This window comes from Acinetobacter sp. YH12152 (genome assembly GCF_013418285.1).
In the GTDB taxonomy this organism is placed as follows: Bacteria; Pseudomonadota; Gammaproteobacteria; order Pseudomonadales; family Moraxellaceae; genus Acinetobacter; species Acinetobacter amyesii.
The window spans coordinates 15,599-38,895 of the sequence record NZ_VPCH01000025.1 but is presented as its reverse complement, the minus strand read 5'-3'; the positions used below and the strand labels follow the sequence as shown (position 1 = coordinate 38,895).

18 protein-coding genes and 5 tRNA genes are annotated in these 23,297 nt (G+C 40.1%); 8 read left to right on the top strand and 15 right to left on the bottom strand.

Features of this window, described 5'->3' with window-relative positions; all coding sequences use genetic code 11:
* Positions 1-202 precede the first annotated feature (202 nt).
* From FTU83_RS09725 to FTU83_RS17600, 7 genes are all read left to right on the top strand, one after another.
* A complete protein-coding gene (locus FTU83_RS09725; RefSeq protein ID WP_180106283.1) occupies positions 203-3,529 on the top strand; it encodes a LysM peptidoglycan-binding domain-containing protein in 3,327 nt (1,108 codons plus the stop codon).
* Positions 3,530-3,555: 26 nt separating this feature from the next.
* Positions 3,556-5,400 carry an extracellular solute-binding protein gene (locus FTU83_RS09720; RefSeq protein WP_180004175.1) on the top strand — a complete coding sequence of 615 codons (1,845 nt, stop codon included), beginning with the start codon at positions 3,556-3,558 and terminating at the stop codon, positions 5,398-5,400.
* Between the two features lie 33 nt (positions 5,401-5,433).
* Positions 5,434-6,501 (top strand): microcin C ABC transporter permease YejB, encoded by a 1,068-nt coding sequence (locus FTU83_RS09715; protein WP_180004177.1) that lies wholly within the window; start codon positions 5,434-5,436, stop codon positions 6,499-6,501.
* Positions 6,501-7,514, top strand: coding sequence for an ABC transporter permease (locus FTU83_RS09710; protein ID WP_180004178.1), 1,014 nt, complete (start codon positions 6,501-6,503; stop codon positions 7,512-7,514). The genes FTU83_RS09715 and FTU83_RS09710 overlap by 1 nt, the downstream gene beginning before the upstream one ends.
* Positions 7,489-9,090: an ABC transporter ATP-binding protein gene (locus FTU83_RS09705; protein ID WP_180106306.1), complete on the top strand. Its 1,602-nt coding sequence runs from the start codon at positions 7,489-7,491 to the stop codon at positions 9,088-9,090. The genes FTU83_RS09710 and FTU83_RS09705 overlap by 26 nt, the downstream gene beginning before the upstream one ends.
* Before the next feature lie 112 nt (positions 9,091-9,202).
* Positions 9,203-10,447, top strand: coding sequence for an NADH:flavin oxidoreductase/NADH oxidase family protein (locus tag FTU83_RS09700; RefSeq protein ID WP_111885862.1), 1,245 nt, complete (start codon positions 9,203-9,205; stop codon positions 10,445-10,447).
* A 328-nt stretch (positions 10,448-10,775) separates the two neighbouring features.
* Entirely contained in the window at positions 10,776-11,135 is a 360-nt protein-coding gene (locus FTU83_RS17600; RefSeq protein ID WP_373685367.1) for a YiiX/YebB-like N1pC/P60 family cysteine hydrolase, read from the top strand.
* A gap of 66 nt (positions 11,136-11,201) precedes the next feature.
* On the opposite strand, the gene FTU83_RS09690 is transcribed toward FTU83_RS17600, so the two are convergent.
* From FTU83_RS09690 to FTU83_RS09665, 6 genes are all read right to left on the bottom strand, one after another.
* A tRNA-Glu gene (locus FTU83_RS09690) sits at positions 11,202-11,277 on the bottom strand.
* Between the two features lie 58 nt (positions 11,278-11,335).
* Positions 11,336-11,411: transfer RNA gene (locus FTU83_RS09685), tRNA-Glu, on the bottom strand.
* A 24-nt stretch (positions 11,412-11,435) separates the two neighbouring features.
* Positions 11,436-11,511, bottom strand: a tRNA-Glu gene (locus FTU83_RS09680).
* Between the two features lie 132 nt (positions 11,512-11,643).
* A complete protein-coding gene (locus FTU83_RS09675) occupies positions 11,644-12,549 on the bottom strand; it encodes an alpha/beta fold hydrolase (RefSeq protein WP_180040730.1) in 906 nt (301 codons plus the stop codon).
* A 109-nt stretch (positions 12,550-12,658) separates the two neighbouring features.
* Complete coding sequence (locus tag FTU83_RS09670; protein WP_180040731.1) at positions 12,659-14,077, bottom strand: amino acid permease; 1,419 nt, start codon at positions 14,075-14,077, stop codon at positions 12,659-12,661.
* Between the two features lie 123 nt (positions 14,078-14,200).
* Positions 14,201-14,276 (bottom strand) — tRNA-Glu (locus FTU83_RS09665).
* 106 nt (positions 14,277-14,382) lie between these two features.
* On the opposite strand from FTU83_RS09665, the gene FTU83_RS09660 reads away from it, so the two are divergent.
* Positions 14,383-15,075, top strand: a complete 693-nt coding sequence (locus FTU83_RS09660; RefSeq protein WP_180106285.1) for a hypothetical protein — start codon at positions 14,383-14,385, stop codon at positions 15,073-15,075.
* Between the two features lie 156 nt (positions 15,076-15,231).
* Here FTU83_RS09660 and FTU83_RS09655 read toward each other — a convergent pair whose 3' ends face one another.
* The 9 genes from FTU83_RS09655 to pyrC all read right to left on the bottom strand — a co-directional run bounded on the left by FTU83_RS09655 (position 15,232) and on the right by pyrC (position 23,182).
* The gene (locus FTU83_RS09655) at positions 15,232-16,659 is read right to left on the bottom strand and encodes an amino acid permease (RefSeq protein ID WP_180106287.1); all 1,428 of its coding nucleotides are present in this window, start codon (positions 16,657-16,659) and stop codon (positions 15,232-15,234) included.
* Between the two features lie 128 nt (positions 16,660-16,787).
* On the bottom strand, positions 16,788-16,940 hold the full coding sequence (locus FTU83_RS09650; protein ID WP_168379378.1) for a hypothetical protein: 153 nt from the start codon (positions 16,938-16,940) through the stop codon (positions 16,788-16,790).
* Between the two features lie 65 nt (positions 16,941-17,005).
* Positions 17,006-17,773 (bottom strand): hypothetical protein, encoded by a 768-nt coding sequence (locus tag FTU83_RS09645; RefSeq protein WP_180004184.1) that lies wholly within the window; start codon positions 17,771-17,773, stop codon positions 17,006-17,008.
* On the bottom strand, positions 17,770-18,606 hold the full coding sequence (locus FTU83_RS09640) for a hypothetical protein (protein ID WP_180106289.1): 837 nt from the start codon (positions 18,604-18,606) through the stop codon (positions 17,770-17,772). The genes FTU83_RS09645 and FTU83_RS09640 overlap by 4 nt, the downstream gene beginning before the upstream one ends.
* Before the next feature lie 59 nt (positions 18,607-18,665).
* Entirely contained in the window at positions 18,666-19,409 is a 744-nt protein-coding gene (locus FTU83_RS09635) for a hypothetical protein (RefSeq protein WP_180106290.1), read from the bottom strand.
* 116 nt (positions 19,410-19,525) lie between these two features.
* Positions 19,526-21,202 carry a TonB-dependent receptor gene (locus tag FTU83_RS09630; RefSeq protein ID WP_180106292.1) on the bottom strand — a complete coding sequence of 559 codons (1,677 nt, stop codon included), beginning with the start codon at positions 21,200-21,202 and terminating at the stop codon, positions 19,526-19,528.
* 205 nt (positions 21,203-21,407) lie between these two features.
* Positions 21,408-21,483, bottom strand: a tRNA-Glu gene (locus tag FTU83_RS09625).
* A 20-nt stretch (positions 21,484-21,503) separates the two neighbouring features.
* Positions 21,504-22,163: a ribonuclease T gene (gene rnt / locus FTU83_RS09620; protein WP_078192915.1), complete on the bottom strand. Its 660-nt coding sequence runs from the start codon at positions 22,161-22,163 to the stop codon at positions 21,504-21,506.
* Positions 22,148-23,182 carry a dihydroorotase gene (gene pyrC, locus FTU83_RS09615; protein ID WP_180106294.1) on the bottom strand — a complete coding sequence of 345 codons (1,035 nt, stop codon included), beginning with the start codon at positions 23,180-23,182 and terminating at the stop codon, positions 22,148-22,150. The genes rnt and pyrC overlap by 16 nt, the downstream gene beginning before the upstream one ends.
* Positions 23,183-23,297: the final 115 nt, after the last annotated feature.

The following is a 23,297-nucleotide window of genomic DNA, read 5'->3' as shown; positions in this document are numbered from 1 at the left end:
CAAATCCGGAGAAAAACAAGCATTCAGAACCGTATATTGTATAACGCAAATGACAGAGAGAAATCCATTTCTGGCGATTTTTTTAATTTCTTGTAACATTTATACTGAAATAGCGTTAAATTAACGCCTTGTGTCTGTGTTCTGCTTCACTACAATGGCATATCTAAAAAATAAATTTTATATGAGTTGTCTGGATTTTTTTATGTATAAATCAACTGCGACTGTCTGGCAGCCTACGTTACCACAAATTTTTAAATTTACAGTCTTGGGTTCTGCGCTCGCAGCTCTTGGTCTGACGGGCTGTTCTTCATCGCAAACGACTAAGCAGAACTCAGCAAGTAAACAAGTCGGCTCAAACTTTCTCGATGCCAATAGTTTAGATTCACTCGAAGATTTACTTTCTGCAACAGACATGCGTGCCGTAGAAGGCGATCGCCTTTTAGTACTTAAGCATGGTGATGTCTGGAAGCGTATGACTGTGGGTTTCAAAATGGATTTGAACCACTGGGATACGCGAATTGAAGCGCAGCGTGGTTGGTTTATTTCACGTCAACCATATATTGATCGTTTAAGTGCGCGCGCGTCCCGTTATTTATATCACACGGTTAAAGAAGCAGAACGTCGTGGTTTGCCGACTGAGTTGGCGTTATTACCAGTGATTGAAAGTTCTTATGACCCAGCAGCAACCTCAAGTGCAGCCGCAGCAGGCTTATGGCAATTTATTCCAAGTACTGGACGTATTTACGGCTTAAAACAAACCTCAATGTATGATGGTCGTCGTGACGTAGTGGAATCAACGCGTGCAGCTTATGAGTTTTTAGGTGCGCTACATAACCAGTTCGGTTCGTGGGAATTGGCTTTGGCTGCATATAATGCAGGGCCGGGCCGCATTCAACAGGCGATTAACCGTAACCGTGCGGCAGGTTTGCCAACGGATTATTGGTCACTAAAACTGCCCCAAGAAACCATGAACTATGTCCCACGTTTTTTGGCTGTTGCTCAAATTATTAAAAATCCAAGTGCTTATGGCGTAAGTTTACCGCCAATTGCCAACCGTCCACACTTTCGTGAAGTGGCTGTAGGGCCTGCAAATTTAAATGAAATTGCATCTATTACCGGTTTAAGCCGTGCAGAACTCTATGCACTAAATCCCGGGCATCGTGGCGATGTGATTGACAGCAGTAGCCCAATGCGGATTTTAATTCCTGCGGATGTGAGTCCATCAGTTGATGCACGTTTGAAAAAATTACAATCAGGTGGTTCATCAGGTTATTGGGCAAGTAATTCAACTTATAACTTACCAAAAAATAATGTTGAAATAACACCGTCACGTGTTACTCCGCCGGAATTAAATAGTAAAACTTTTCAGCCCGCTAAAGTGACGCCACCTACGCTTAAAACACAGCCGACAGTGACAGCTTCTGCCAAACCACCTGTAGTCACTACAACGGTAACGCCGAGTGTTCCATCAGGAACGAAAGGCAAAACGCCAATAGGATCATCTGCTTTGGCTGCATTTGCATCGAATAGTGATATTCCAAGTGCGCCGCGTATTCCAGTCGCTGTAACACCTTCGATGCCTGTGAAAGCCGTATCTGTCGAGCCACCACTCAGCGCAAATGAGCGTGAGCAAATCATGGCGGCTATTAAAGCTGAAGGTGAGACCAAAACAGTCGATGAGGTATTAAAACCAGTAGCGACTAAAGCAGAACAAGAAGAAGTCGTTCAGGAAATTAAAGCTATTGCGCCGAAAGGCACTGAAATTGTCGATCCTTATGATGGCAAGATTAAGTTGACTGCGATTCAGACCAGCCAGTCGATTGCAGATCAACAAGGTAAAGAACTGACCAAAGGGTTCTCTTACCCGAAAAGCGTGGCTGAAAATACAGGTGCAGATTCCGAAGAAGCCAAACGCAACCAAGGTAAAAATGTCATTCGTACAGATTCTGAAATTGTAGTTGTACCACCTAAAGGTAAACGCAGTACTTATACAGTTTTGGCGGGCGACACATTAGCGTTGATCGCGATGAAAAATGGCGTGAATTGGCGTGATATTGCAGCTTGGAACCAAATTTCGCCAGATTCGACCTTGTATGTCGGTACGACCATCTATTTATATGATGCGAAACCGATTGTGCAAAATAATGAAGAATCGAAAGCTAAGCCTATCGCAGATAGCTATGTGGTGAAAGCAAATGACAGTCTTACAGCTGTTGCGAGTCAATTTGGTTTAAGTACGAAGCAACTCGCCGACTACAATGGTTTAACCACCACGAGTGGTTTATATGTTGGACAGAAATTATCCCTAAAAGAAACGCCTGCATCGAAAGCAAAATTGGAAGCTGATAAGAAAGCCGCTCAAGTTGTCGAAAAACCTGCAAAAGTTCAAACCAAATCCTACACGGTAAAACGTGGTGAATATCTAAAACTCATTGCAGATCGTTATGCGCTGTCAAATCAAGAGTTGGCAGATTTAACAACTGGCTTAACGGCTGGCAGTAGCTTGATGGTGGGGCAAAAAATTAATGTGCCATTACAAGCTGTAGCAGAAGTTGAGAAGCTCGAAAGCAAAGTCGTGAATCGCATTGAAAATGTCAAAGTTGATCCTGCGTATAAAGTTGAAAGCTATAAAGTGCAGCGTGGTGATACGCTTTACAGCATTGCGACGCAGTCAAAAATCAGTTTGTCAGAATTGGCGAGTCTAAATGATATGTCGGTAAATAGTGGGCTGATGGCTGGGCAAAGCATTAAAGTTCCTGCAAGTTCAACTGTTCCGGATACATATGTGGTGCAGTCTGGCGATACACTGACAGGCATTGCTAGTCGCTATGATTTAGGCATGGACTATGTCGCAAATTTAAATGGTATAGAGCGTAGTTCTGGTCTACGCGTTGGGCAGAAATTAAAATTAACAGGTGATGTCGCACCGGTTAAAGTAGAAACCAAAGCTGAGGCGACCAAAATTGAAAGCAAAACCAATACACGAACGAATTCCGTTGATGCGACCGATATTCATGTGGTGAAATCAGGTGAAACATTGGGTGTGATTGCGAAGAAATATCATCTTCAATTACGTTATTTAGCTGAATTAAATGGCCTAAATACCAATAGTGCGATTCGTGTAGGGCAGCGTTTAAAAGTAGATGGTGAACTACCTGCTGATGTAGCTAGTAAAGCAACTGAAACCAAAAAAACGGAAGCTAAATCCTCTACGAGCAATGTGAAACCAACAAATACTGAAAGCTATACTGTGAAATCAGGCGAGTCTTTAAATTCGATTGCTAGTCGGACAGGTTTAACTGTGGCAGCATTGGCTGAATTAAATAACTTGAACCCGCGTGCAGGACTGCGTGTCGGTCAAAATTTACAAGTCCCTAAAACTATTAGTGAATACCGTATTAAACGCGGCGATACGCTGATTGGTTTGGCAAGTCGCTATGGACTTGATACATCAAAACTCGCTGAAATGAATGATATGCAACCGTCTGCTCAGTTACGTATTGGTGACGTGATTAAAGTACCGAATTAAGCAACGACTACAGGGAGTTGTCAGTGATGTTGGTGTCGTTCAAATCAGCACATCAAGCTATTGGGATTTGTGTGCTTACTCTGTTCGGTCAAAGTGTGTGGTCTGCGATACAGACCACGCCTTATATTGCGATTCATAGCACACCCAAATATGACTCTGTCAAAGTCATGCCTTATGCCAATGCTTCTGCACCCAAAGGTGGATATTTAAGTACTTCATCAAATGGGACATTTGACAATTTAAACAGTATGAATGGTAAGGGCAGTGCGGCTGAGGGGGTAAATTATTTATTTGACTCCCTTATGGATAGCTCTTTAGATGAACCTGGCGTGATGTATCCATTATTAGCTGAGAAGGTAACGTTCGACCCCGATCATACGAATTTTGTCATTTATCACTTAAATCCAAAAGCACGATTTAGTGATGGTTCAGAACTCACTGCTGAAGATGTTAAATTTAGTTTTGATACTTTTCAGACCAAGTCAAACCCAGGTTTACAAATGTATTTGGCAGATTTAGATAAAACCCAAGTGTTATCTAAATATGAAGTCAAAATGACCTTTAAGTCGGGTAATAACGCTGAAATGCCATTAATATTGGCGCAAATGCCGATTTATTCCAAAAAAGATTGGGCAAAAAAAGATTTTACTAAAATTACTATGCAGCCGATTTTAGGTTCTGGCCCGTATTTACTTGATCGAATTGATTCTGGCCGTAGTATTAGTTTTAAGCGCAATCCTAATTATTGGGGACGTGATTTAGTGATTAATCGCGGACGATATAATTTTGATCATTTGAAATATGTCTATTACCGAAATTTAGATGTTGCTTTTGAAGGCTTTAAGTCTGGCCAATATACTTTGCATGAGGAATTTACAGCACGAAAATGGGTGACGGAATATAAGTTTCCGTCCATCACTGCAGGAATGGTGGTGAAGTATCGTGATAAGCATGAAAATCCAATTGCAACTCAAAGTTTTGTATTTAATACGCGTCGATCGCCGTTTAATGATATTCGTTTTCGACAAGCTTTAACCTATGCTTATGATTTTGAATGGCAAAATAAAGCTCTGTTTTATGGTCAATACCAGCGCCTACAAAGCTATTTTTCAAATAGTGAGTTAGAAGCTAAAGGGGTACCCTCAGATGCTGAAATGCAAATTTTAAAACCATTGTTAACGAAATTAACCCCTTTAGAGCGTAAAGGGGTGTTATCAAACTGGAAATATCCCGTTTCGGATGCTAGTGGATTTAATCGAAATAATTTATTGACTGCTCGTCAGCTATTAATAAATGCTGGTTATCGATTTAAAAATGGTCAATTATTAGACCGACATGGTCAAGCCATTCGTATTGAATTTCTCATTCACCAAGATGGCTTACAGCGAACATTAATGCCTTTTGTGCGCAATATGAAACGTTTAGGTGTGACTGTAAACATTCGCCAAGTGGACGTGCCTCAATATATAGAACGGATGCGTTCGAAAGACTTTGATATGACAACAAATGTTATGCCACAGTCGCTCAATCCGGGTAATGAGCAAGCGCAATTTTGGGGAAGTGCATCGGCAGATCAGCCTGGCAATTACAACTATGCTGGCATTAAAAGTCCGATCATTGATGAAGTCATACAACAGGTGATTCGGGCACCAAATCGTGAACAATTGGTGGTGCGTACCAAAGTATTGGATCGATTATTAAGAGCTGGGTATTATCAAATTCCAACCTATGGTAAAGGTGAAAAATGGTTTGCGTATTGGAATATGTATCAACAGCCAAAAGTAAAACCAAAATTATCAACAGGTATTGATTATTGGTGGAGTAATGAAGCGCAATCGAAAAAAGTTGCAAACTATTTGCGCCAACAATAAATACTAATGAATGACAGGGAATGTTAAAGCAACATGGGCACATATATTTTAAAAAGATTGCTCCTGATTATTCCAACATTGTTTTTCATTTTACTGATTAACTTTGTCGTGATTCAGATTGCACCGGGAGGACCTGTTGAACAAGCCATACAGCAAGCTGAGTCCTTTCAAGGTATGGGAAACACAGGTGGTGGTGAAACTGCGACGACAGGCAGTAAATACCAAGGTGCTAAAGGCCTCAGTGAAGAAATGGTGGCAAAAATCGAAGCGCAATATGGTTTCGATAAACCATTATTCGAACGTTTTTGGCTCATGTTAAAGGGCTATGTGACGCTAGATTTTGGTACCAGTTTCTTTAAAGATAAGCCTGTGACCCAGCTACTTTGGGAAAAGCTGCCTGTATCCTTATCCCTTGGCTTATGGAGTACCTTGCTGATCTATATGGTGTCTATTCCATTAGGCATTAAAAAAGCCCGTCAACATGGTCTGTTATTTGATAAAAGTACGTCTATTTTATTGGCTATCGGCTACGCCATTCCTGCTTTTGCCTTTGCCATTTTACTCATTGTATTTTTTGCAGGTGGTTCATATTTTCAGTGGTTTCCTCTACAAGGTTTAGTTTCAGAGAATTTTGCTGAGTTAAGTGTATTTGGCAAAATTTCAGATTATTTTTGGCATATGGTGTTGCCTTTGTTTGCTATGGTAATTGGTGGTTTCGCTGGCTTAACTTATCTGACCAAATACTCTTTTATGGAAGAATTAAATAAGCAATATGTTCTTGCTGCTCGTTCTAAAGGTTTGACCGAATCACGTGTGCTGTATGGGCATGTATTTCGTAATGCAATGCTCATTGTTATTGCTGGTCTACCAGAAGCATTAATTGGCATCTTCTTTGTGGGAAATCTATTTATTGAAATTATTTTCAATCTAGATGGTCTGGGGTTATTAGGATTTGAAGCCATTGTACAGCGTGATTATCCAGTGATTTTTGGCACCTTGTTTATTTTTACCTTGATGGGGCTGATATTAAGATTAATCAGTGATGTCATGTATCAAATGATTGATCCACGAATTAATTTTGATTCGCAGGGGGCAAAATAATGTCTCCGATCATGCAAGCACGTTTTCAACGTTTTAAAGAAAATAAATTAGGCTTTACATGCTTTATCAGCTTTGCCTTGATTTTTATGTTGTCATTAGCTGTCGAGTTTATTGCCAATGATAAACCGCTCTTGGTCAAATACGATGATTCTTTATACGTTCCCGTATTAAAAAGTTATCCAGAAACTGCTTTCGGTGGCGTATTTGAAACTGAGGCAGATTATAAAGATCCTGTGGTACAGCAACTGATTGATGATAAAGGATGGGCTGTATGGCCACTGATTAAATTTTCCTATCAAACACCGAATTTAGAGTTGGCTGTGCCTGTGCCATCTGCACCGACTGCACAAAATTGGCTCGGTACCGATGACCAAGGGCGTGATGTGCTCGCACGTATTTTATATGGACTACGTGTGTCGCTCTTGTTTGGTTTTGCATTAACTTTTGCTTCAGCCATATTGGGCATCATGGTTGGGGCGATACAGGGCTATTATGGTGGCTGGGTAGACCTCATTGGTCAACGGATTTTAGAAGTCTGGGGCGGACTACCGATGCTATTCATGGTGATGATTTTGGTCAGCATGTTTACTCCGAGTGTGTATTGGCTCTTTGTCATTATGCTGCTGTTTGGCTGGCCCACTTTGGTCGGCTTGGTTCGTGCAGAGTTTTTGCGTGCTCGTAATTTTGATTATGTCCGTGCAGCACGGAGTCTTGGCGTTACAGATAGCACCATTATGTTTCGGCATATCTTACCAAATGCGATGAGTTCCAGTCTTTCACAGCTACCTTTCATGCTCACGGCAAATATTACGGCACTGACAGCCTTAGATTTCTTAGGTTATGGCTTACCGCCTGATGCCGCGTCCTTAGGTGAGTTATTGCTTCAAGGGAAAAACAATCTGAATGCACCATGGCTTGCCTTATCGGGGTTTTTTACCTTAGCGATCGTGCTGTCTTTATTGATTTACATTGGGGAGGCGACACGTGATGCATTCGATCCTAGACGTCAATAATCATCAAGTTAATGTACCTCCCATCGTATTAGCGGTTGAACATTTACATATTTCCCATGCAGCACAGGTCTTGGTTGAAGACCTGAATTTTAATTTGCATGCAGGTGAAACGATAGCCATTGTTGGAGAAAGCGGTTCTGGTAAATCGATTAGCAGCCTAGCTATACTCGGTTTGTTGCCAAGTGATCTGCAGGTCACAGGCAGCGTCAGCCTGAATGGACAGAATATTCTTGGACTGAGTCCTGAGCAGCATCGAAACATTCGTGGACAGAAAATTGCCATGATTTTTCAAGAGCCGATGACGGCCTTAAATCCCTTACATCGTGTGGAAAAGATTGTTGGTGAGTCATTGTTGTTACAGGGATGGTCGAAGGCAAAAACACGACAGCGCGTTATAGAATTATTAAATGATGTGGGTATTCCTGATGCTGAAGATAAGTTAAGGCGCTATCCACATGAATTATCAGGCGGGCAGCGGCAACGTGTCATGATTGCCATGGCATTGGCCTTAGATCCTGATATTTTAATCGCTGATGAGCCAACCACGGCTTTAGATGTCACTTTGCAGGTGCAAATCTTAAATTTATTAAAGTCGCTACAACAGCAGCGCAATATGGCGATGATATTAATTAGCCATGACCTGAATTTGGTCAAGCGCTATGCCGAACATGTGATTGTGATGAATCGTGGGCAAGTGGTGGAGCAAGGTGGTGTTCAGGAAATTTTTGAGCAGCCGAAGCAGGCGTATACCAAAAATTTATTAGACCATGATTTTGGTTCAGCAATACAGGTTTCGCAAACGCAGACACTTTTAGAATTACGCCAGTTAGGAGTGAAGTTCCCAGTCAAACAAGGCTTATTGAACCGCATTAAAAATTATGTCGTTGCGGTAGAAGCTTTGGATTTAACAGTGGCTGAAGGTGAGTCGATCGGTATTGTTGGTGAGAGTGGTTCAGGGAAAAGCTCTTTAGCACTGGCTATTGCTCGGCTCATAGAAAGTGATGGTGAAATTATGTTAAATCAACACGCCATCAATCAACTTTCAGAAAAACAGCTCAGACCTTTACGTCGTGAATTTCAAATCGTCTTTCAAGATCCATTCAGTAGTTTAAATCCACGGCTCAATGTAGAGCAAACCATTGGCGAAGGTCTGGCCTTACAGCATTTATCTGCAAATGAAATTGTACAGCGTATAGATGAAGCTTTGCAGAAAGTCGAATTAGCCAGCTCATTTAAGCAGCGTTATCCACATGAATTATCGGGTGGGCAACGGCAGCGAGTTGCCTTGGCGCGTGCGTTGGTATTACGTCCTAAATTATTGATACTCGATGAACCTACATCGGCACTTGATCGGACGACACAAAAAGCTATCGTGAAGCTACTACGGCGTTTGCAGCAAGAATATAATATGAGTTATTTATTTATCAGTCACGATTTACACGTGGTCAAAGCCTTGTGCCAAAAAGTGTTGGTACTGCGACATGCCAAAGTCATGGAGTTTCAAGACACTGAAGATCTATTTGCACGACCACAAACGGACTATACCCGTAAATTAATTGAAGCCAGCCAATACTAAAATCAAACTTATGGATATTTTGACAAGTGTCATTGTCAAAATATCCTTGACCTTTAGAAAATAATAATTAGAGTAAATACTCAGGACTTATTATTTCATTTTGGACATTGTCATGAGCCATTTAGCTGAAAGCTTTAAAATTCGTAATACCACATTTAAAAATCGCATCATTAAAGGTGCAATGAGTGAAGCATTGGCCAATACCGCAGGCCAACCCAATCACTTACATTTTGGATTATATGAAGCTTGGGCGAAGGGTGGTTTAGGCTGTGCCATTACGGGTAATGTCATGGTGGATTTTCGTGCTAAAAATGAGCCTGGGGTTGTTGTCGCTGAAACTGAGCGAGATTTAGCACAATTAACACAGTGGGCTGAGCTAGGCAAGAAGCACGGCATGGTGCAATTGGTTCAACTTTCACATCCGGGCCGCCAATGTCCAAAAGGTTTAAATAAAGAAACGGTTGCACCGTCTGCTGTGCCATTTAGTCCGATGTTAGCCACAACGTTTGGAACACCGCGCGAACTTCGTGAAGATGAAATTTTAGATATCATTCAGCGTTTTGCACGTGCCGCACACATTTGTGAAAAGGCAGGCTTCGAAGGCGTGCAATTGCATGGTGCGCATGGTTATTTAATTAGTCAGTTTTTGTCGCCACTGACCAATAAACGTCAAGATCAGTGGGGCGGTTCAAATGAAAATCGCATGCGCTTTTTGCTTGAAATCTATAAGGCAGTTCGCGCAGCGACGACCGATGATTTTATCATTTCGGTCAAACTGAATTCTGCTGATTTCCAACGCGGCGGAATTAGCGAAGCAGATGTGATTGAGGTCTTTAAGGCAATCGATGCCGCAGGGATTGATATGATTGAAATCTCGGGTGGTTCCTATGAAGCGCCAGCGATGGCGGGTGCTAAAGAAGAAAAACGTAAAGCCAGTACCATTGCTCGTGAAGCTTATTTCCTCGATTTTGCGGACAATATCCGTAAAGAAGTGAAATGCGCGTTAATGGTTACCGGCGGGTTTAGAACCGTGCAAGGCATGAATGCTGCACTAGACAGTGGAGCTTGTGATTTTATTGGTATTGCACGTCCTTTCGCTGTAGAAGTCGATTTGGCTGATCGTTTATTGGCGGGGCAGGATGTTCGTTACGGTGTGGACAAAATTAAAACTGGCATACCGATGATTGATAAAATGGCGATTATGGAAATTATTTGGTATGCCGCTCAGTTTAAATCGATTGGTGAAGGCAAACAGCCAAATCCTAAACTTTCACCCTTAAAAGTGTTTTTTAAATATCTTAAAGGAAATTTAACAGCGGTCATTAAAGGGCAAGTCAATTCACGTAAGTCGGCTTAATCAATCATTGAATTATTAGAATAAGGGCAATCGGCATACATCCATGTTATGGTTGCCTTTATTCATATCAATATTGCTTACAATAAAAATGTCTAAAATTTTAATATTAATAGTCATTCTTTCGGGGCTCAGTTCTGCCCTCTATGCCCAGTCCGTATTTCAGACGGGGGATATCATTTTTCATATCTCAAAGTCACAGCAAAGTTTAAGCATTCAAAAGGCCACACATTCGCCCTATAGTCACATGGGCATGATCGTAAATAAAAATAACCAAACCTGGGTGCTCGAAGCTATTCAACCTGTGCAATATACCGCTTAAAATCAATGGATCACGCGTGGGGAGAATGCTCACTATGTCGTAAAAAGGCTCAAACAACCCTTAAATGTGCCGCAGAAAACGAAGTTGGTACAACATGCAGAAAAGTACTTGGGCAAACCCTATGATATATATTTTGAATGGGATGACCGTGCAATTTACTGTTCTGAAATTGTTTGGAAAGCTTATCAGCATGCTTTAGGAATCGAACTTTCTCCATTACAACAACTGAAACAATTTGATTTAAAACAAAATGAAGTCCAGCGTCTAATGCGGCAGCGCTATGGTCAAAATATTCCGCTGAATGAGCAGGTGATTGCCCCTAAGGCCATTTATGATTCAAAACTTTTAAAAGAAATATTTAGAAATTAAGGCAATAAAAAAGCCCAAGTCGCAATGCTTGAGCTTTTTAATGAGTGATTAAAACCAACTCGAATATGGCGTCCCTACGGGGATTCGAACCCCGGGTACCGCCGTGAAAGGGCGATGTCCTAGGCCTCTAGACGATAGGGACAGTACAGAAAGCAAATTTTAAAACCGTTTATTTCAGTCTAAGTTTTTAGACTAAATAATGGCGTCCCTACGGGGATTCGAACCCCGGTTACCGCCGTGAAAGGGCGATGTCCTAGGCCTCTAGACGATAGGGACTTAATAAAATGTACTTCTGAAAATTGGCGTCCCTACGGGGATTCGAACCCCGGTTACCGCCGTGAAAGGGCGATGTCCTAGGCCTCTAGACGATAGGGACGTTTCAGAGGTGGGCGTATATTAGGGTGAAAATCGGGGGGTGTCAAACGCTTTTCTATAAATAAATTCAGTTTTTGTTGTTGAGTGCATAAAATTAAAACAATTTGCTAAAAATGTTTGAAAAATACATTATTTATGTCGGTTTTTTCAACACTTGTAAGATTGTAGCAATAACTTCTGGATGCGTTAAATATCCAGCAATATCGTGTGGGTGTTCAATCGATGTCTGAATTTGCTGGTTGATAATGGCGGGTTGAAAATCAAATGGTGCCTGACTCAGTGGAAAAGCGCTGAGAAAATCATCATGTGAATAAAAGTTTAACCAATCGCCTGAAATTGCATCAGGTCGCTGTAAAGGCTGAGGTAAGTGGGCTTGGATGACACGAAAAGCCAAAGGTGAGCCCAAGGTGATAAAGCGCTGTATGTTGAGTTCAGGATGTAACAGTAAAAAATGATACGCAATCACGCTACCTAGCGAATGTGCAATCAACAGGGTGGGTTTCGTTTGATGTAATTGCTCATGCAGACGAGTATGAACTGCCTGAATAAAGTGTGGATTGGATAAATAGAGATAAGTTTCGACCAAAAATTTATGCAAAAGTGTGGCATGTAATTTTGGGAAATAATTCATTAAAACTGCAAAATCGCGTAGGACAAGATCTTTGCCAAGTGCAGTGATCGATTTGAATGATTGGCTTAATCCAATAGCATCATTGAGGGTGATGTCAGGTAGATTATTTTGTACAGCATGATGCTCAAGTACTTTTGGTGATTTTTCTGGGAGTTCAGTGCGATGGATAAACGGAAAATGTGGCCACGTTTGAGGTGTCAAGGTGCTGGCTTGAAGCATATTCTGCAAATGATAACGCGTGAGTAAGTCTCCATAAAAAGGCATGCGCATATGGTGCTGTATATACGATAAAAAAGTCTCTTGATGGCTTTGCTTTAAGCCTTGAGACAACAGTGCAAGCCAATGCTGTTCGAGCGTACGTGCAGTTTGTTGTTGTTGATTCATGCCATGGATAAAGATGATCTGCATATTGCACCTCATCGACGGACCAGTTTTTATTCTACTTTTATTAAAATATAGCCATAAAAAAAGAGCAACCGAAGTTACTCTTTTATCGTGTTTGGTATGACAACGCAGATCAATCTTTGTTGTGATACAAGGTGTAGTAGCTGATATAACACGCCACAATGAAGATCATACAGCAGATAAAGCCAGTTAACATTTCTGGGTCAAATACCATACTAATACAGGTAATAAGACAGAATACAAAACCGAGTATCGGCACGATTGGGAAGAGTGGTGCAGCAAAAGCTAAATCTTTTGCAGTTTTGCCTTCTTTATACCACTGACGGCGGAAGTTGAATTGGCTTAAACAAATACTCATCCATACCACCACCATGGTAAATGCCGCGACACCTAACAAGTTTTTGAAGATGGTTTCTGGTGCAAATTGCTCAGAAAGTAAGCCCGGCATACCACCGATCATGGTCACAATCACGGCAACATAAGGAATACCCCGCGAGTTCACTTTAGAGAACACTGCAGGTAATTGCTTACTATAGGACAATGACCACATCATTCGAGATGCAGCAAATAAACCTGAGTTTGCAGCAGAAAGTAGGGCTGTGATAATCACAAAGCGGATAATGTCTTCTGCATAAGGAATACCAATGTGCTGGAATACCGTTACGAAAGGTGAACTACTTACACCTTCGGCAGATAAGCCGGCCTCTTGGTGTGGTAATAGTGCAGTAATAACAACAATGGTACCCACAAAGAAAATCAATAAGCGGAAAATCGCCGTGTTAATGGCTTTAGGCACATTTTTCGCTGGATCTTTGGTTTCACCCGCAGCAACACCAATCAGTTCAGTACCTGAGAATGCAAAGTTAACAATCAACATTGTAGCGAAGATTGGGAACAAACCTTCAGGGAACCAGCCTTGTGCAGTGAGGTTGCTAAACAGCGGTGCAGCTTCATAGCCTTGATAGCCTAAAACACCAAAAATGGCCAATAGACCTAAAATAATAAAGGCTACAACGGTAATCACTTTGACTAAAGCTAGCCAAAATTCAGATTCAGCAAACCATTTGGTTGAAATCATATTCAAGCAGAATACAAAAGCACCAAAGATTAAGGTCCACATCCACATAGAGCTGTCTGGGAACCATTCCTGCATTAAAAGTGCAGCAGCGGTAAATTCAGTTCCTAGCGTTACTGACCATGTCAGCCAATAGAGCCAAGTGATGGTATAACCCGTACCCGGTCCGATATAGCGTTTAGCATAAGCGCCAAATGAACCAGATTCTGGCATATGTACAGCGAGCTCGCCTAAGCAAAGCATCACCATATAGGCGATAATACCGCCTAAAAAATACGAAATAATGGCACCTACAGGCCCCGTTTGTGCAATGACTTCACCCGAACCAAGAAATAAACCAGTACCGATTGCGCCGCCAAGCGAAATCATCACCAGATGTCGAGTACTCATAGCGCGTTTTAACGGCGCAGAATTGCCCTGATGCGAAGCATCATTCGGAGAATGTGATGACTGCATAGAGAAAAAGGAGAATCAAATAATGAAGCGAGTAATTGTAGAGAAGAATGCAATGATGATGCAATCAATTAATATAAATTATAGATAAATAAACTTTAAGTTTGTCAGAACTGACAGAAGAATTGGCGTCCCTACGGGGATTCGAACCCCGGTTACCGCCGTGAAAGGGCGATGTCCTAGGCCTCTAGACGATAGGGACGTTTTGAGGTGGGTGTATAGTACATAGCCCATCTATATTTGTCAAAATAGAGTTTCATTGTTATATTCTAAATGTATATAAATGAAACAAAAACAGAATTTTTTTAATGAAAAATAATTTTAATGAGTTTATTTCTGGAATTTTATTTGAAATCAATCAATTTAATGTGGGCAAAGTCCATGAAAGATTCTATATAGTTTTATTGAATTATTTGCATTGGTTTGAAGTTTATCCAAATAATTTTTCTTCGTATATCAGTAAATCAGAGTTTGAAAGAATTATTGATGAACTTTTATTTAGGGATTTAGATGGGGAAAGTAGAATTACGTACAATCATCTTAAATCTTTAGATGATTCTCATTATTTTTTAGATATCCAGAGCTTTTTTAAATTATATCTAATCTTAAAGGTTCGAAGATATCAGTTGTCTAGTGATGATGTAGAACTTGAAAAATTAGAAAAAAAATTGGATGTATGTTTTGAGCCAATGTTGTGGAGTAAAGACAAACAAGATTTATTGGTTATTAATCGTGATTTTCCTGAATTTAAAAAACAGATGAATTCAAGTCGGGTGCTTTTGCCACTTTCATTAATAGTTTTTAACTTTACTTTTGTTGAATTAATATCTAATACAAGTTTGAGAGTATCTATCCAAATATTTCTAGCAATAGTAGCTGCGTGTCTTTTAGCTAATGTTTCTAAAGGTGCAAAATCCGAAAAGGACTCATTGGAGTTGAAAGTATGGGATTATATCTTGGTGTTGAGCGAGAATAAAAATTCATTAACGAAAAGCAGTTGAACGATTTCCTTAAATTATAGTCTGTACAGTGGTTTTTGTGGATTAAACTGCTCCCACAAATCATTTTTGAATTTATATGGAAACCCTAATTTTTCTCTCATAGGGAAGAGAAATAGTTTCATAAAAAAAGGTGGCTAATGAGCCACCTTAGCTATTTTATTTATCGTGATATAACCAATAATAACCTGCATAACACGCTGCCATAAAGATCAGACAGCCAATAAAGCCAGAAAGCATTTCAGGATCTGCAGCCATACTTAAACCTGTTGCGGTACAGCAGACAAAGCCAAGAATTGGAACCAGCGGGAACCATGGTGTACGGAATTTAAGCTCTGAAACGGTATGACCTTGTTTCAGCCATTGGCGACGGAAGTTAAATTGACTCCAGCAAATACTCATCCACACGATCACCATGGTGAAGGCAGCAACCCCCATCAAGTTCTTGAAGATGACATCTGCCCCAAATTGTTCTGACAATAGACCCGGTAAACCACCAATCATAGTGACCAATACAGCAATATAAGGCACACCAGTTTTGCTTAATTTGCCGAAAGCACGTGGTAATTGTTTTTGTGCGGACAGCGCCCACATCATACGTGATGCAGCATATAAACCAGAGTTAGCTGTAGACAGTAAAGCCGTAATAATGACGAAACGAATTAAGTCTTCTGCATAGGGAATGCCCATCAGGTTAAATACGGAAACGAATGGACTGCTACTTAAGCCGCCATGTCCACCGACATTTAAACCTGCATCGGTATAGGTCAACAGTGAACTGATGACGATAATAGTGCCGACAAAGAAAATGATTAAGCGCCATACCGCAGCATGAATGGCTTTAGGCACATTCTTTTCAGGGTTTTCAGTTTCACCTGCAGCGATACCAATCATCTCCGTACCATTAAAGGCAAAGTTCACGATCAATAGCGTGGCAAACAGAGGGAACAAACCATTTGGCAGCCAACCATGTTCTGTCAAATTGTGGAACATTGGAGCTGATTCATAGCCTTGGAAAGGTACGAAACCAAAGATGCAGGCAAAACCAAGGATGATGAAAATCAACACTGTTGCAACTTTCACCATTGATAACCAAAATTCTGACTCTGCAAACGCACGTGTAGAACTTAGATTAGAGATCAGTACGCCAGCTGCAAAGATCAGTGTCCATAACCAAATAGAGGTTTGTGGAAACCATTCCTGCATCAAAATAGCCGCCGCAGTAAATTCTGTACCTAAGGTGGCAGACCAGCCCAACCAGTACATCCAAGACACCATATAACCGGTACCCGGGCCAATATAATTAGTCGCAAAAGCACCAAAAGAGCCAGAAACAGGTAAATGTACGGCAAGTTCACCCAAACAGAGCATGACCATGTAGGCAATCAAACCGCCAATAATATAGGCAAGAACAGCGCCTAAAGGCCCAGCTTGTGAAATAACTTCACCTGAACCCATAAACAAACCAGTACCAATTGCACCACCAAGTGAGAGCATCACAAGGTGTCGAGTCGTCATCGCACGTTTAAGCGATGGACTTTTACCTTCAGCAGACGAGTGTTGCGAAGGTTCAGAGGGAGATTGCATAGTGAAAAGAAAATTGAATGAAAGGTATATTTTATGATTGAATGCAGTGAAATGATTGATAAATCGAATTTTTCTTATAATGTAATAATACTGATCTAAAATTTAAATCTTTAGCACTGACCATTGGATTAATGGTCAGGAGTTTGATACTCAGCTTCAGAAGTTGCAGGTACTTGAGTTTGTTCAGCTACAGGGGCTTTGTTGTCATCGCGGCTCACAATATACAGATAGAGTGCAGATGGAAATAAGATGGCTAAAACCAAGAGCAACTTTTTAAACATAGGGTATTCTTACATCAAAATAGATCAAGCTGAAGTATAAACAAAACCAGTCAGGCTGTAATTAATTAAAGTTTACGGTTTTTCTGTTCTAGATTGGATAGGATGACTTGGTAAATGTCGGGGTAGTGTTGTTTAAAGTTCCGTTGTTGCATGATTGTGATGGTTGAAGCATTTGGCTCGATACCCAGTTTTAAAATTTTTTGGGTTAAAGCGAGTTGAGGGGAGCGACCATCAAAATGTGTATTTAGTAAGTTACCATCGGTATATTTTACTGTGAGTCCGATATTCAGGAGATAATCAAAAACATCAGGCAAACCAAAACCGGCAGCTTTGTAGAGTAAATTATATGTTTCTGCACGATAGCCACGGCCGTATGTTTGATGTGTTTTTAATAATCCTAATGCATTATAAAATTCTAATTTGGCAATAATTTCTTGTTCATTAATAGAACCATCGCCATTTTTTAAAGTCCTATTGATGGTATTAAAAGTGACATCGTTTGAGCTGGGTTTGCAATTAGCAGCAATCAGTCGCTTGATATCTTGAAGTGGAAGTATAAGATGCGCTGTGTCACACATTTTTTTAACTTCTTTATTTTTCATTTTACTGCTTTGAATATTTTTATTTTCAAATTCCTGCACTATGGCTGACCAACCATATATGTTTATAAATTTATAATAACGAGATGCATCATTTGTCATCCCTTTGATCTTTTTAAAGTCTTGAATGTTTTTCACTGATGGTGCATTGGTAGAGAGATTTTGTGGTAATGGAGCATTTGCAAAGCAATGCATACTCATTAGCAGGCAGCTGGTAATAACGATGTTTTTCATGGTTTGTGTGCTTTTAATAAATTGTAAACGTCAGGATATTTGGTTGAAAAGTCATTCTGTTCCATTTGTTTATAAACGTTACTATTGGGCTCGATTCCTGCATTCAGTAGTTTTTGAACCAAACTCACAGAAGGGTTACGGCCTTTGATATTGTCTAAAATTAAATTACCATCCACGCCCGTGTAATCGACTCCAATACTCAGCAAATAATCAGAAACGTCTTCTAGTCCCCAACCAATTGCTTTAGATTGCAACGAGCTTTTTTCTTCATACGGGCCAAATTTATACGTAACGTGTGTTTGTAAAACATTTTCCGACTTATAGAGCTTTAATTTTTCAATGATTTCGTTTTGATCTATTTTGCCTTCTGCATTGGTTAATGCGCCATTAATAATCATAGAGGATGAACGGCCATTGAGTGGTTTGCAATTTGCTTTAAATAATCGTTTGGTTTGATCGGCAGTACTTAGACTCAGTGCAATTTCGCAAAGTTTTTCTTTTTCCCCTTTAGGCATTTTGCTTTTAAGGATGGTTCCATTTTCAAAATCACGAACGATTGACTCCCAACCGTATTTGCTTGCTGTTCGGTAATACTGTATTGCTTCTTCGCTCAATTTTTTTGGTTTTTTCGCTTGTATTTGAGAGTCATGATCGTTGGTTTCGGGAATATAAGATTCTTGGTCATCATTCAATGCTGTTTGATTTGTATGATTGGCATCGTGCTCAACAGTATTTGAAGGATTTGTCGGTAGGCTGGATTCGGGTCTAAAAATGTAGATGAAGATACCGAGACATACTAGGCACAGGCCAAAGAGTAAGATTATTTTTTTCATGTTTTAGTCTATTTTAAAATGAATCAAGAGCGTTTTTAAGGCGCTCTTGATAGGGAAGATTAAAATTTAAATGTGACATCAGCAATGAACTGTCGCCCAATTTCAGATCTAAGTCTGTTGGTCGACTCACTAATACCTGGGGTGGTATAGATATTATGTCGATTGGTAATATTGTTAATGGTTAAACCGAATATTGCTTTGAGATCTTTAGCGAAATTGAAATCATAAGTGGTACGCATATCCCAACTAAATCGAGGTCTAATCGTATCTGTAGCATAGGCTTCCAACAGGACACCATCATGCTCAACTTTGTTTTTTAGTTTATACGTATCTTTATATTCAGATTTGTAGCTTAAGAAGTTATTAATCTTTAATGGTAAATTTGAAAACTCAATGTCCCAACCAAAACGAGCAGTCCAAGGCTGATTGAAATTTTCAACAGGACGTTCATTAAATTGGATGAGGCTGCCGTTAAAGATAATATCACGATCTTCAGCAGCCGTATTACTGTTAACGTTATATGACTCAGAATAGTCTAAATAATTTTTTTCTGATTCAGTGTAATCAAAGCCAAAGTTAAACCCGTGCAGAGAGTTTTTATATACGACTGGCAGCGTATTTCTGAGTGTGAGTGTGTAAATGTCAGCTTTTGCTTTACCACTATTGCTATATTCAAAATGATCGATGGTGTTGCTGGTTGTTGGATCAATAAAACGATTTTTTGTGATTTCATCTTTGCTATCGCGATTCACCCATTTCAAACCAAGGTTCCAGTTTTTAACTTGGCTATTAATGGCAAACACAATTTCGTCAGCATAAGGGGTGTTTAAATTTGAGCGCAGAACATTAGAGCTGGCTAATGTTAAATCGGATAAACCTGTTTGAGTCCAATAGTCTTCAGTTTGATTTTTTGTGCGTTTTAAATGTATTCCAAAAATGCAGGCTGATCTTGCAGTTCAGTGGCTAAGGTATAGTTTGCATAATATCGATTCCATCCCGTAGTGAAGGACAGAAGATCATTTTTTAGCGGTTTATAGTTAAAGGCAGTACGTGGCGCAATATTTAAATTTTTCGACAAGCTATCATAATCTGCACGTAAACCTAAACGCGCTGAAAAATGATCCCAAGTCGATGTGTTTTCAATAAAGGTATGCACACGTTGTTGGTCAATATTAACTTTACCTTTTTGATAATACTTACCATTAGTTTGGTATTGGCCTTGATTGTTATTTTCATCCGTTGCTTCATCACAAAGAATATCACCTGCCGTACAGCTAATGCCTGAACTAGAAGTAAAAGTCTTAGGCTGATTATACATATAGGCATCGTTAGGACGTTCCCATGCGACTTTAGAATAGTCATAGCCCATACCAAAGCTTAATTGTTGCATGCTGTTGCCAATATGAACGGTATCAAACACATTTTTTAGACTATACGAAAATGTATCTTGGTGTAATTCAATATCACTACTTGTGGCACCTTCACCAGGATTGGAACTCCAGTTTTTAGTTGGTGTTTGCTTCCAAAGAATGCCGGTAGTTGAATCATTTTCACGTGCTTGGCTTAGCGTTTGATAGCTAATATTTTGTTTTAATGTTGAATTATTGAGTTTACTTTCTAATTCACCAAAAAATGTCAGCGTTTCTGTATTGCTAATACTTTTTGAATTTATTCGCTTATCAACGAAATTTAGACTGTCCAAATCCCCTAAATCAAATCCAAACTTCGCTTTGGATGTGTCCGAAGGTGTGTAAAAAAGGGTAGTCCCTAAGTTGATATTATTACGCTCACTTTTGACTTTACTGCGATCTTCTAAACCACTCATTACTGGTACGATAGATTCACGTTTAGAGGCATAACTATTGATGCCCCATTGTTCAGAGAGTTTGCTGTATAGGTTCAGGCTTAGGCCGTGTTTTTTATATTCTTTATTATTTGATGATGTTGGATCTTCAAACTCTGCAGCTTCTTCTTCATCGGTAAAATGATAACGTGACCAATCACTTTCCGTGTAGTCGTAAGTAAGGGAGCCGTGGATTTTGCCAATTTCAGTATTTGGGGCACAAGTTTCAGCATTAACTACACCACCTGTAAATTCGCCGTATGCTGCAGAAACATTACTATCGATCAATTCTAATTTACAAATTAAATCGGTATTTAGGGCCATCCCTTGTGAGCCACCATCAAGCTTGCCTGAATAGGAGTCGCCACTTGCCAGAGGGTCAATGTTATTGGTGGTATTGACGCCGTTAATTACAAATTTATTTCGGTAAGTTTGCGCGCCATTAATAGAAATCTCGGATGATCGTAGCTCAGCCTGTGAATCTGCAGAACGTTGTTCACGGCTAAACTGCACATTTGGATTAACTTTTAAAAAGTCTGTGATATTTTTCGAGCTATTCGGCGTTTTTTCTAAATCTTCTTTGGTGTAGACGGTTTTACCTACTTCTTGTTTGGCTTTGACTTCAACTTCAATCGGCGTCATTTTGAGGTTATTGCTTTGAATAACTTGAGTTGAATCAATTTCATTGGCATAAGCTTGAGATGCTAAAGCAGTCAAAATTGCGATATTAAGAGGAGAATAGGCAAAGCGCATGGCTGTCAATAATTATGCAGATAAAAACGATAGCGATTATCATTAACTTTACAAAAATAATCAATAGAAATGAGAATTATTTGCAATAGGTGTTTTTTTAATACACAGCGATTTCAGTGAATGAAAATTTTAACTAATCAGTAGAGGTGGTGATGTGTATTCAATAGACTTGAATATTCAGCTTGGAGAAAGTCTGAATAAAAATTGGCGTCCCTACGGGGATTCGAACCCCGGTTACCGCCGTGAAAGGGCGATGTCCTAGGCCTCTAGACGATAGGGACGTTTAGAAGATGGCGGTATCTTATTGATCCGCCATCATAGTGTCAAGTAGGTGAGGGCCGAGTTTGTTCAAAATATAACAGAACAGTTCAGCGGTCTTCTGAGTATCGTAAAGTGCAGAATGTGCTTCTTTGCCATCAAACTCAATACCAGCTTGAATACATGATTTTGCCAGCACAGTTTGTCCAAACATTACAGCGCTCAAAGTCACTGTATCGAATACGGAAAAACTATGGAAAGGATTTTGATTTTTTGTTCCTGTACGTGCAATCGCTGCCTGTACAAAACCTAAGTCAAAATGGGCATTATGACCAACTAAAACCGCGTGTGTGCAGTTTTGTTGACGACGTACTTCATTCACTGACTTAAAAATACGTTTTAATGCTGATTTCTCATCTTCAGCCATGGCCATACGCATCGGATTAAATGGATCTACACCAATAAAATCCAGTGAGCGACGGTCAAGGTTGGCACCTTCAAACGGATTGATATGTGCATGGTGGGCTTCACCCGGTACAAAATTACCTTCTGCATCATACACAATAGGAATAGCTGCAATTTCCAGTAAGGCATCGGTCTGTGAATTAAAACCTGCTGTTTCGACATCGACAACAACAGGTAGGAATCCACGGAAACGTTGACCAATGACTGGTCGAGTTTCATCTGTCACACTTTTCTCCATTGGATGGTCTTACCCGCATACAACGGAATAATTTTTTCGCCATCCAAGTAGTCTAAACTTTCAGGGATCACTTGATCTTCTTTTACCAAGGTAATGGTATTGGTATTTCGAGGGAGTCCGTAGAAGTCTGCACCAAAGTGGCTTGCAAAACCTTCTAAACGGTCGATTTTACCGACTTGATCAAATGCTTGAGCGTATAGCTCAATTGCTGTTGGTGCACTATAACATCCTGCACAGCCACATGCATTTTCTTTAGCATTTTTTGAGTGCGGCGCACTGTCTGTACCTAAGAAAAATTTAGGGTTCGCACTGGTCGCGACTTCGAGCAAAGTTTGCTGATGGGTTTGACGTTTTAAAATCGGTAAGCAATAGAAATGCGGTTTAATACCACCCACCAACATATCATTACGGTTAAACAATAAATGTTGCGGTGTGATTGTCGCAGCGACATTACGGTCTTGTTCTAATACAAAATGCGCAGCTTCACTAGTAGTGATGTGTTCTAGCACCAATTTTAATTTAGGGAACTGTTTTAACAGTGGAGAAAGTACTTCATCAAGGAAACGTTTTTCACGGTCAAAAATATCGACATGGTTATGCGTCACTTCACCATGTAAGAGTAATGGCACTTGGTGTTCTTCGAGTTGCTCAATCACACCATATACTTTACTAATGTCACTGACACCACTGTCCGAGTTCGTGGTTGCACCTGCTGGATAGAGCTTAATGGCATTAACATGCTCAGATTCTTTAATTTTTTTAACTTCACTTGCAGGGGTGTTGTCTGTGAAATAGAGCACCATACGCGGGTCAAAGTGAACGCCGTCAGGAACATGTGCCATGATACGTTCACGGTATGCATTTGCTTCTTCAACGGTTTTTACCGGTGGTACGGTGTTTGGCATACAAATCGCGCGAGAGAATTGTTGTGCTAAATCAGGAACTGTACGCTTTAGGGCTAGACCGTCACGTAAATGTGCATGCCAATCATCTGGCTGAAGAAGAGTAATCGTATTCACAGCGATTCCAAGCTTGGAAATAAAACAAATGATAATGCAAATAATGTGAAAATGGTAACGAGATTTATGTACAAATGACTGAACAGATATAAATAAAGAATAAAAACTGTGGTAT

Coding starts and splice junctions, on each gene's coding strand:
- rnt (WP_078192915.1), bottom strand. CDS start 22,163: ATGGAGAAAAGTGTGACAGATGAAACTCGACCAGTCATTGGTCAACGT.
- FTU83_RS09675 (WP_180040730.1), bottom strand. CDS start 12,549: ATGCAGATCATCTTTATCCATGGCATGAATCAACAACAACAAACTGCA.
- FTU83_RS09670 (WP_180040731.1), bottom strand. CDS start 14,077: ATGCAGTCATCACATTCTCCGAATGATGCTTCGCATCAGGGCAATTCT.
- FTU83_RS09720 (WP_180004175.1), top strand. CDS start 3,556: ATGTTGGTGTCGTTCAAATCAGCACATCAAGCTATTGGGATTTGTGTG.
- FTU83_RS09725 (WP_180106283.1), top strand. CDS start 203: ATGTATAAATCAACTGCGACTGTCTGGCAGCCTACGTTACCACAAATT.
- FTU83_RS09660 (WP_180106285.1), top strand. CDS start 14,383: ATGAAAAATAATTTTAATGAGTTTATTTCTGGAATTTTATTTGAAATC.
- FTU83_RS09640 (WP_180106289.1), bottom strand. CDS start 18,606: ATGAAAAAAATAATCTTACTCTTTGGCCTGTGCCTAGTATGTCTCGGT.
- FTU83_RS09715 (WP_180004177.1), top strand. CDS start 5,434: ATGGGCACATATATTTTAAAAAGATTGCTCCTGATTATTCCAACATTG.
- FTU83_RS09645 (WP_180004184.1), bottom strand. CDS start 17,773: ATGAAAAACATCGTTATTACCAGCTGCCTGCTAATGAGTATGCATTGC.
- FTU83_RS09630 (WP_180106292.1), bottom strand. CDS start 21,202: ATGCGCTTTGCCTATTCTCCTCTTAATATCGCAATTTTGACTGCTTTA.
- FTU83_RS09710 (WP_180004178.1), top strand. CDS start 6,501: ATGTCTCCGATCATGCAAGCACGTTTTCAACGTTTTAAAGAAAATAAA.
- FTU83_RS09700 (WP_111885862.1), top strand. CDS start 9,203: ATGAGCCATTTAGCTGAAAGCTTTAAAATTCGTAATACCACATTTAAA.
- FTU83_RS09705 (WP_180106306.1), top strand. CDS start 7,489: ATGCATTCGATCCTAGACGTCAATAATCATCAAGTTAATGTACCTCCC.
- FTU83_RS09655 (WP_180106287.1), bottom strand. CDS start 16,659: ATGCAATCTCCCTCTGAACCTTCGCAACACTCGTCTGCTGAAGGTAAA.
- FTU83_RS09650 (WP_168379378.1), bottom strand. CDS start 16,940: ATGTTTAAAAAGTTGCTCTTGGTTTTAGCCATCTTATTTCCATCTGCA.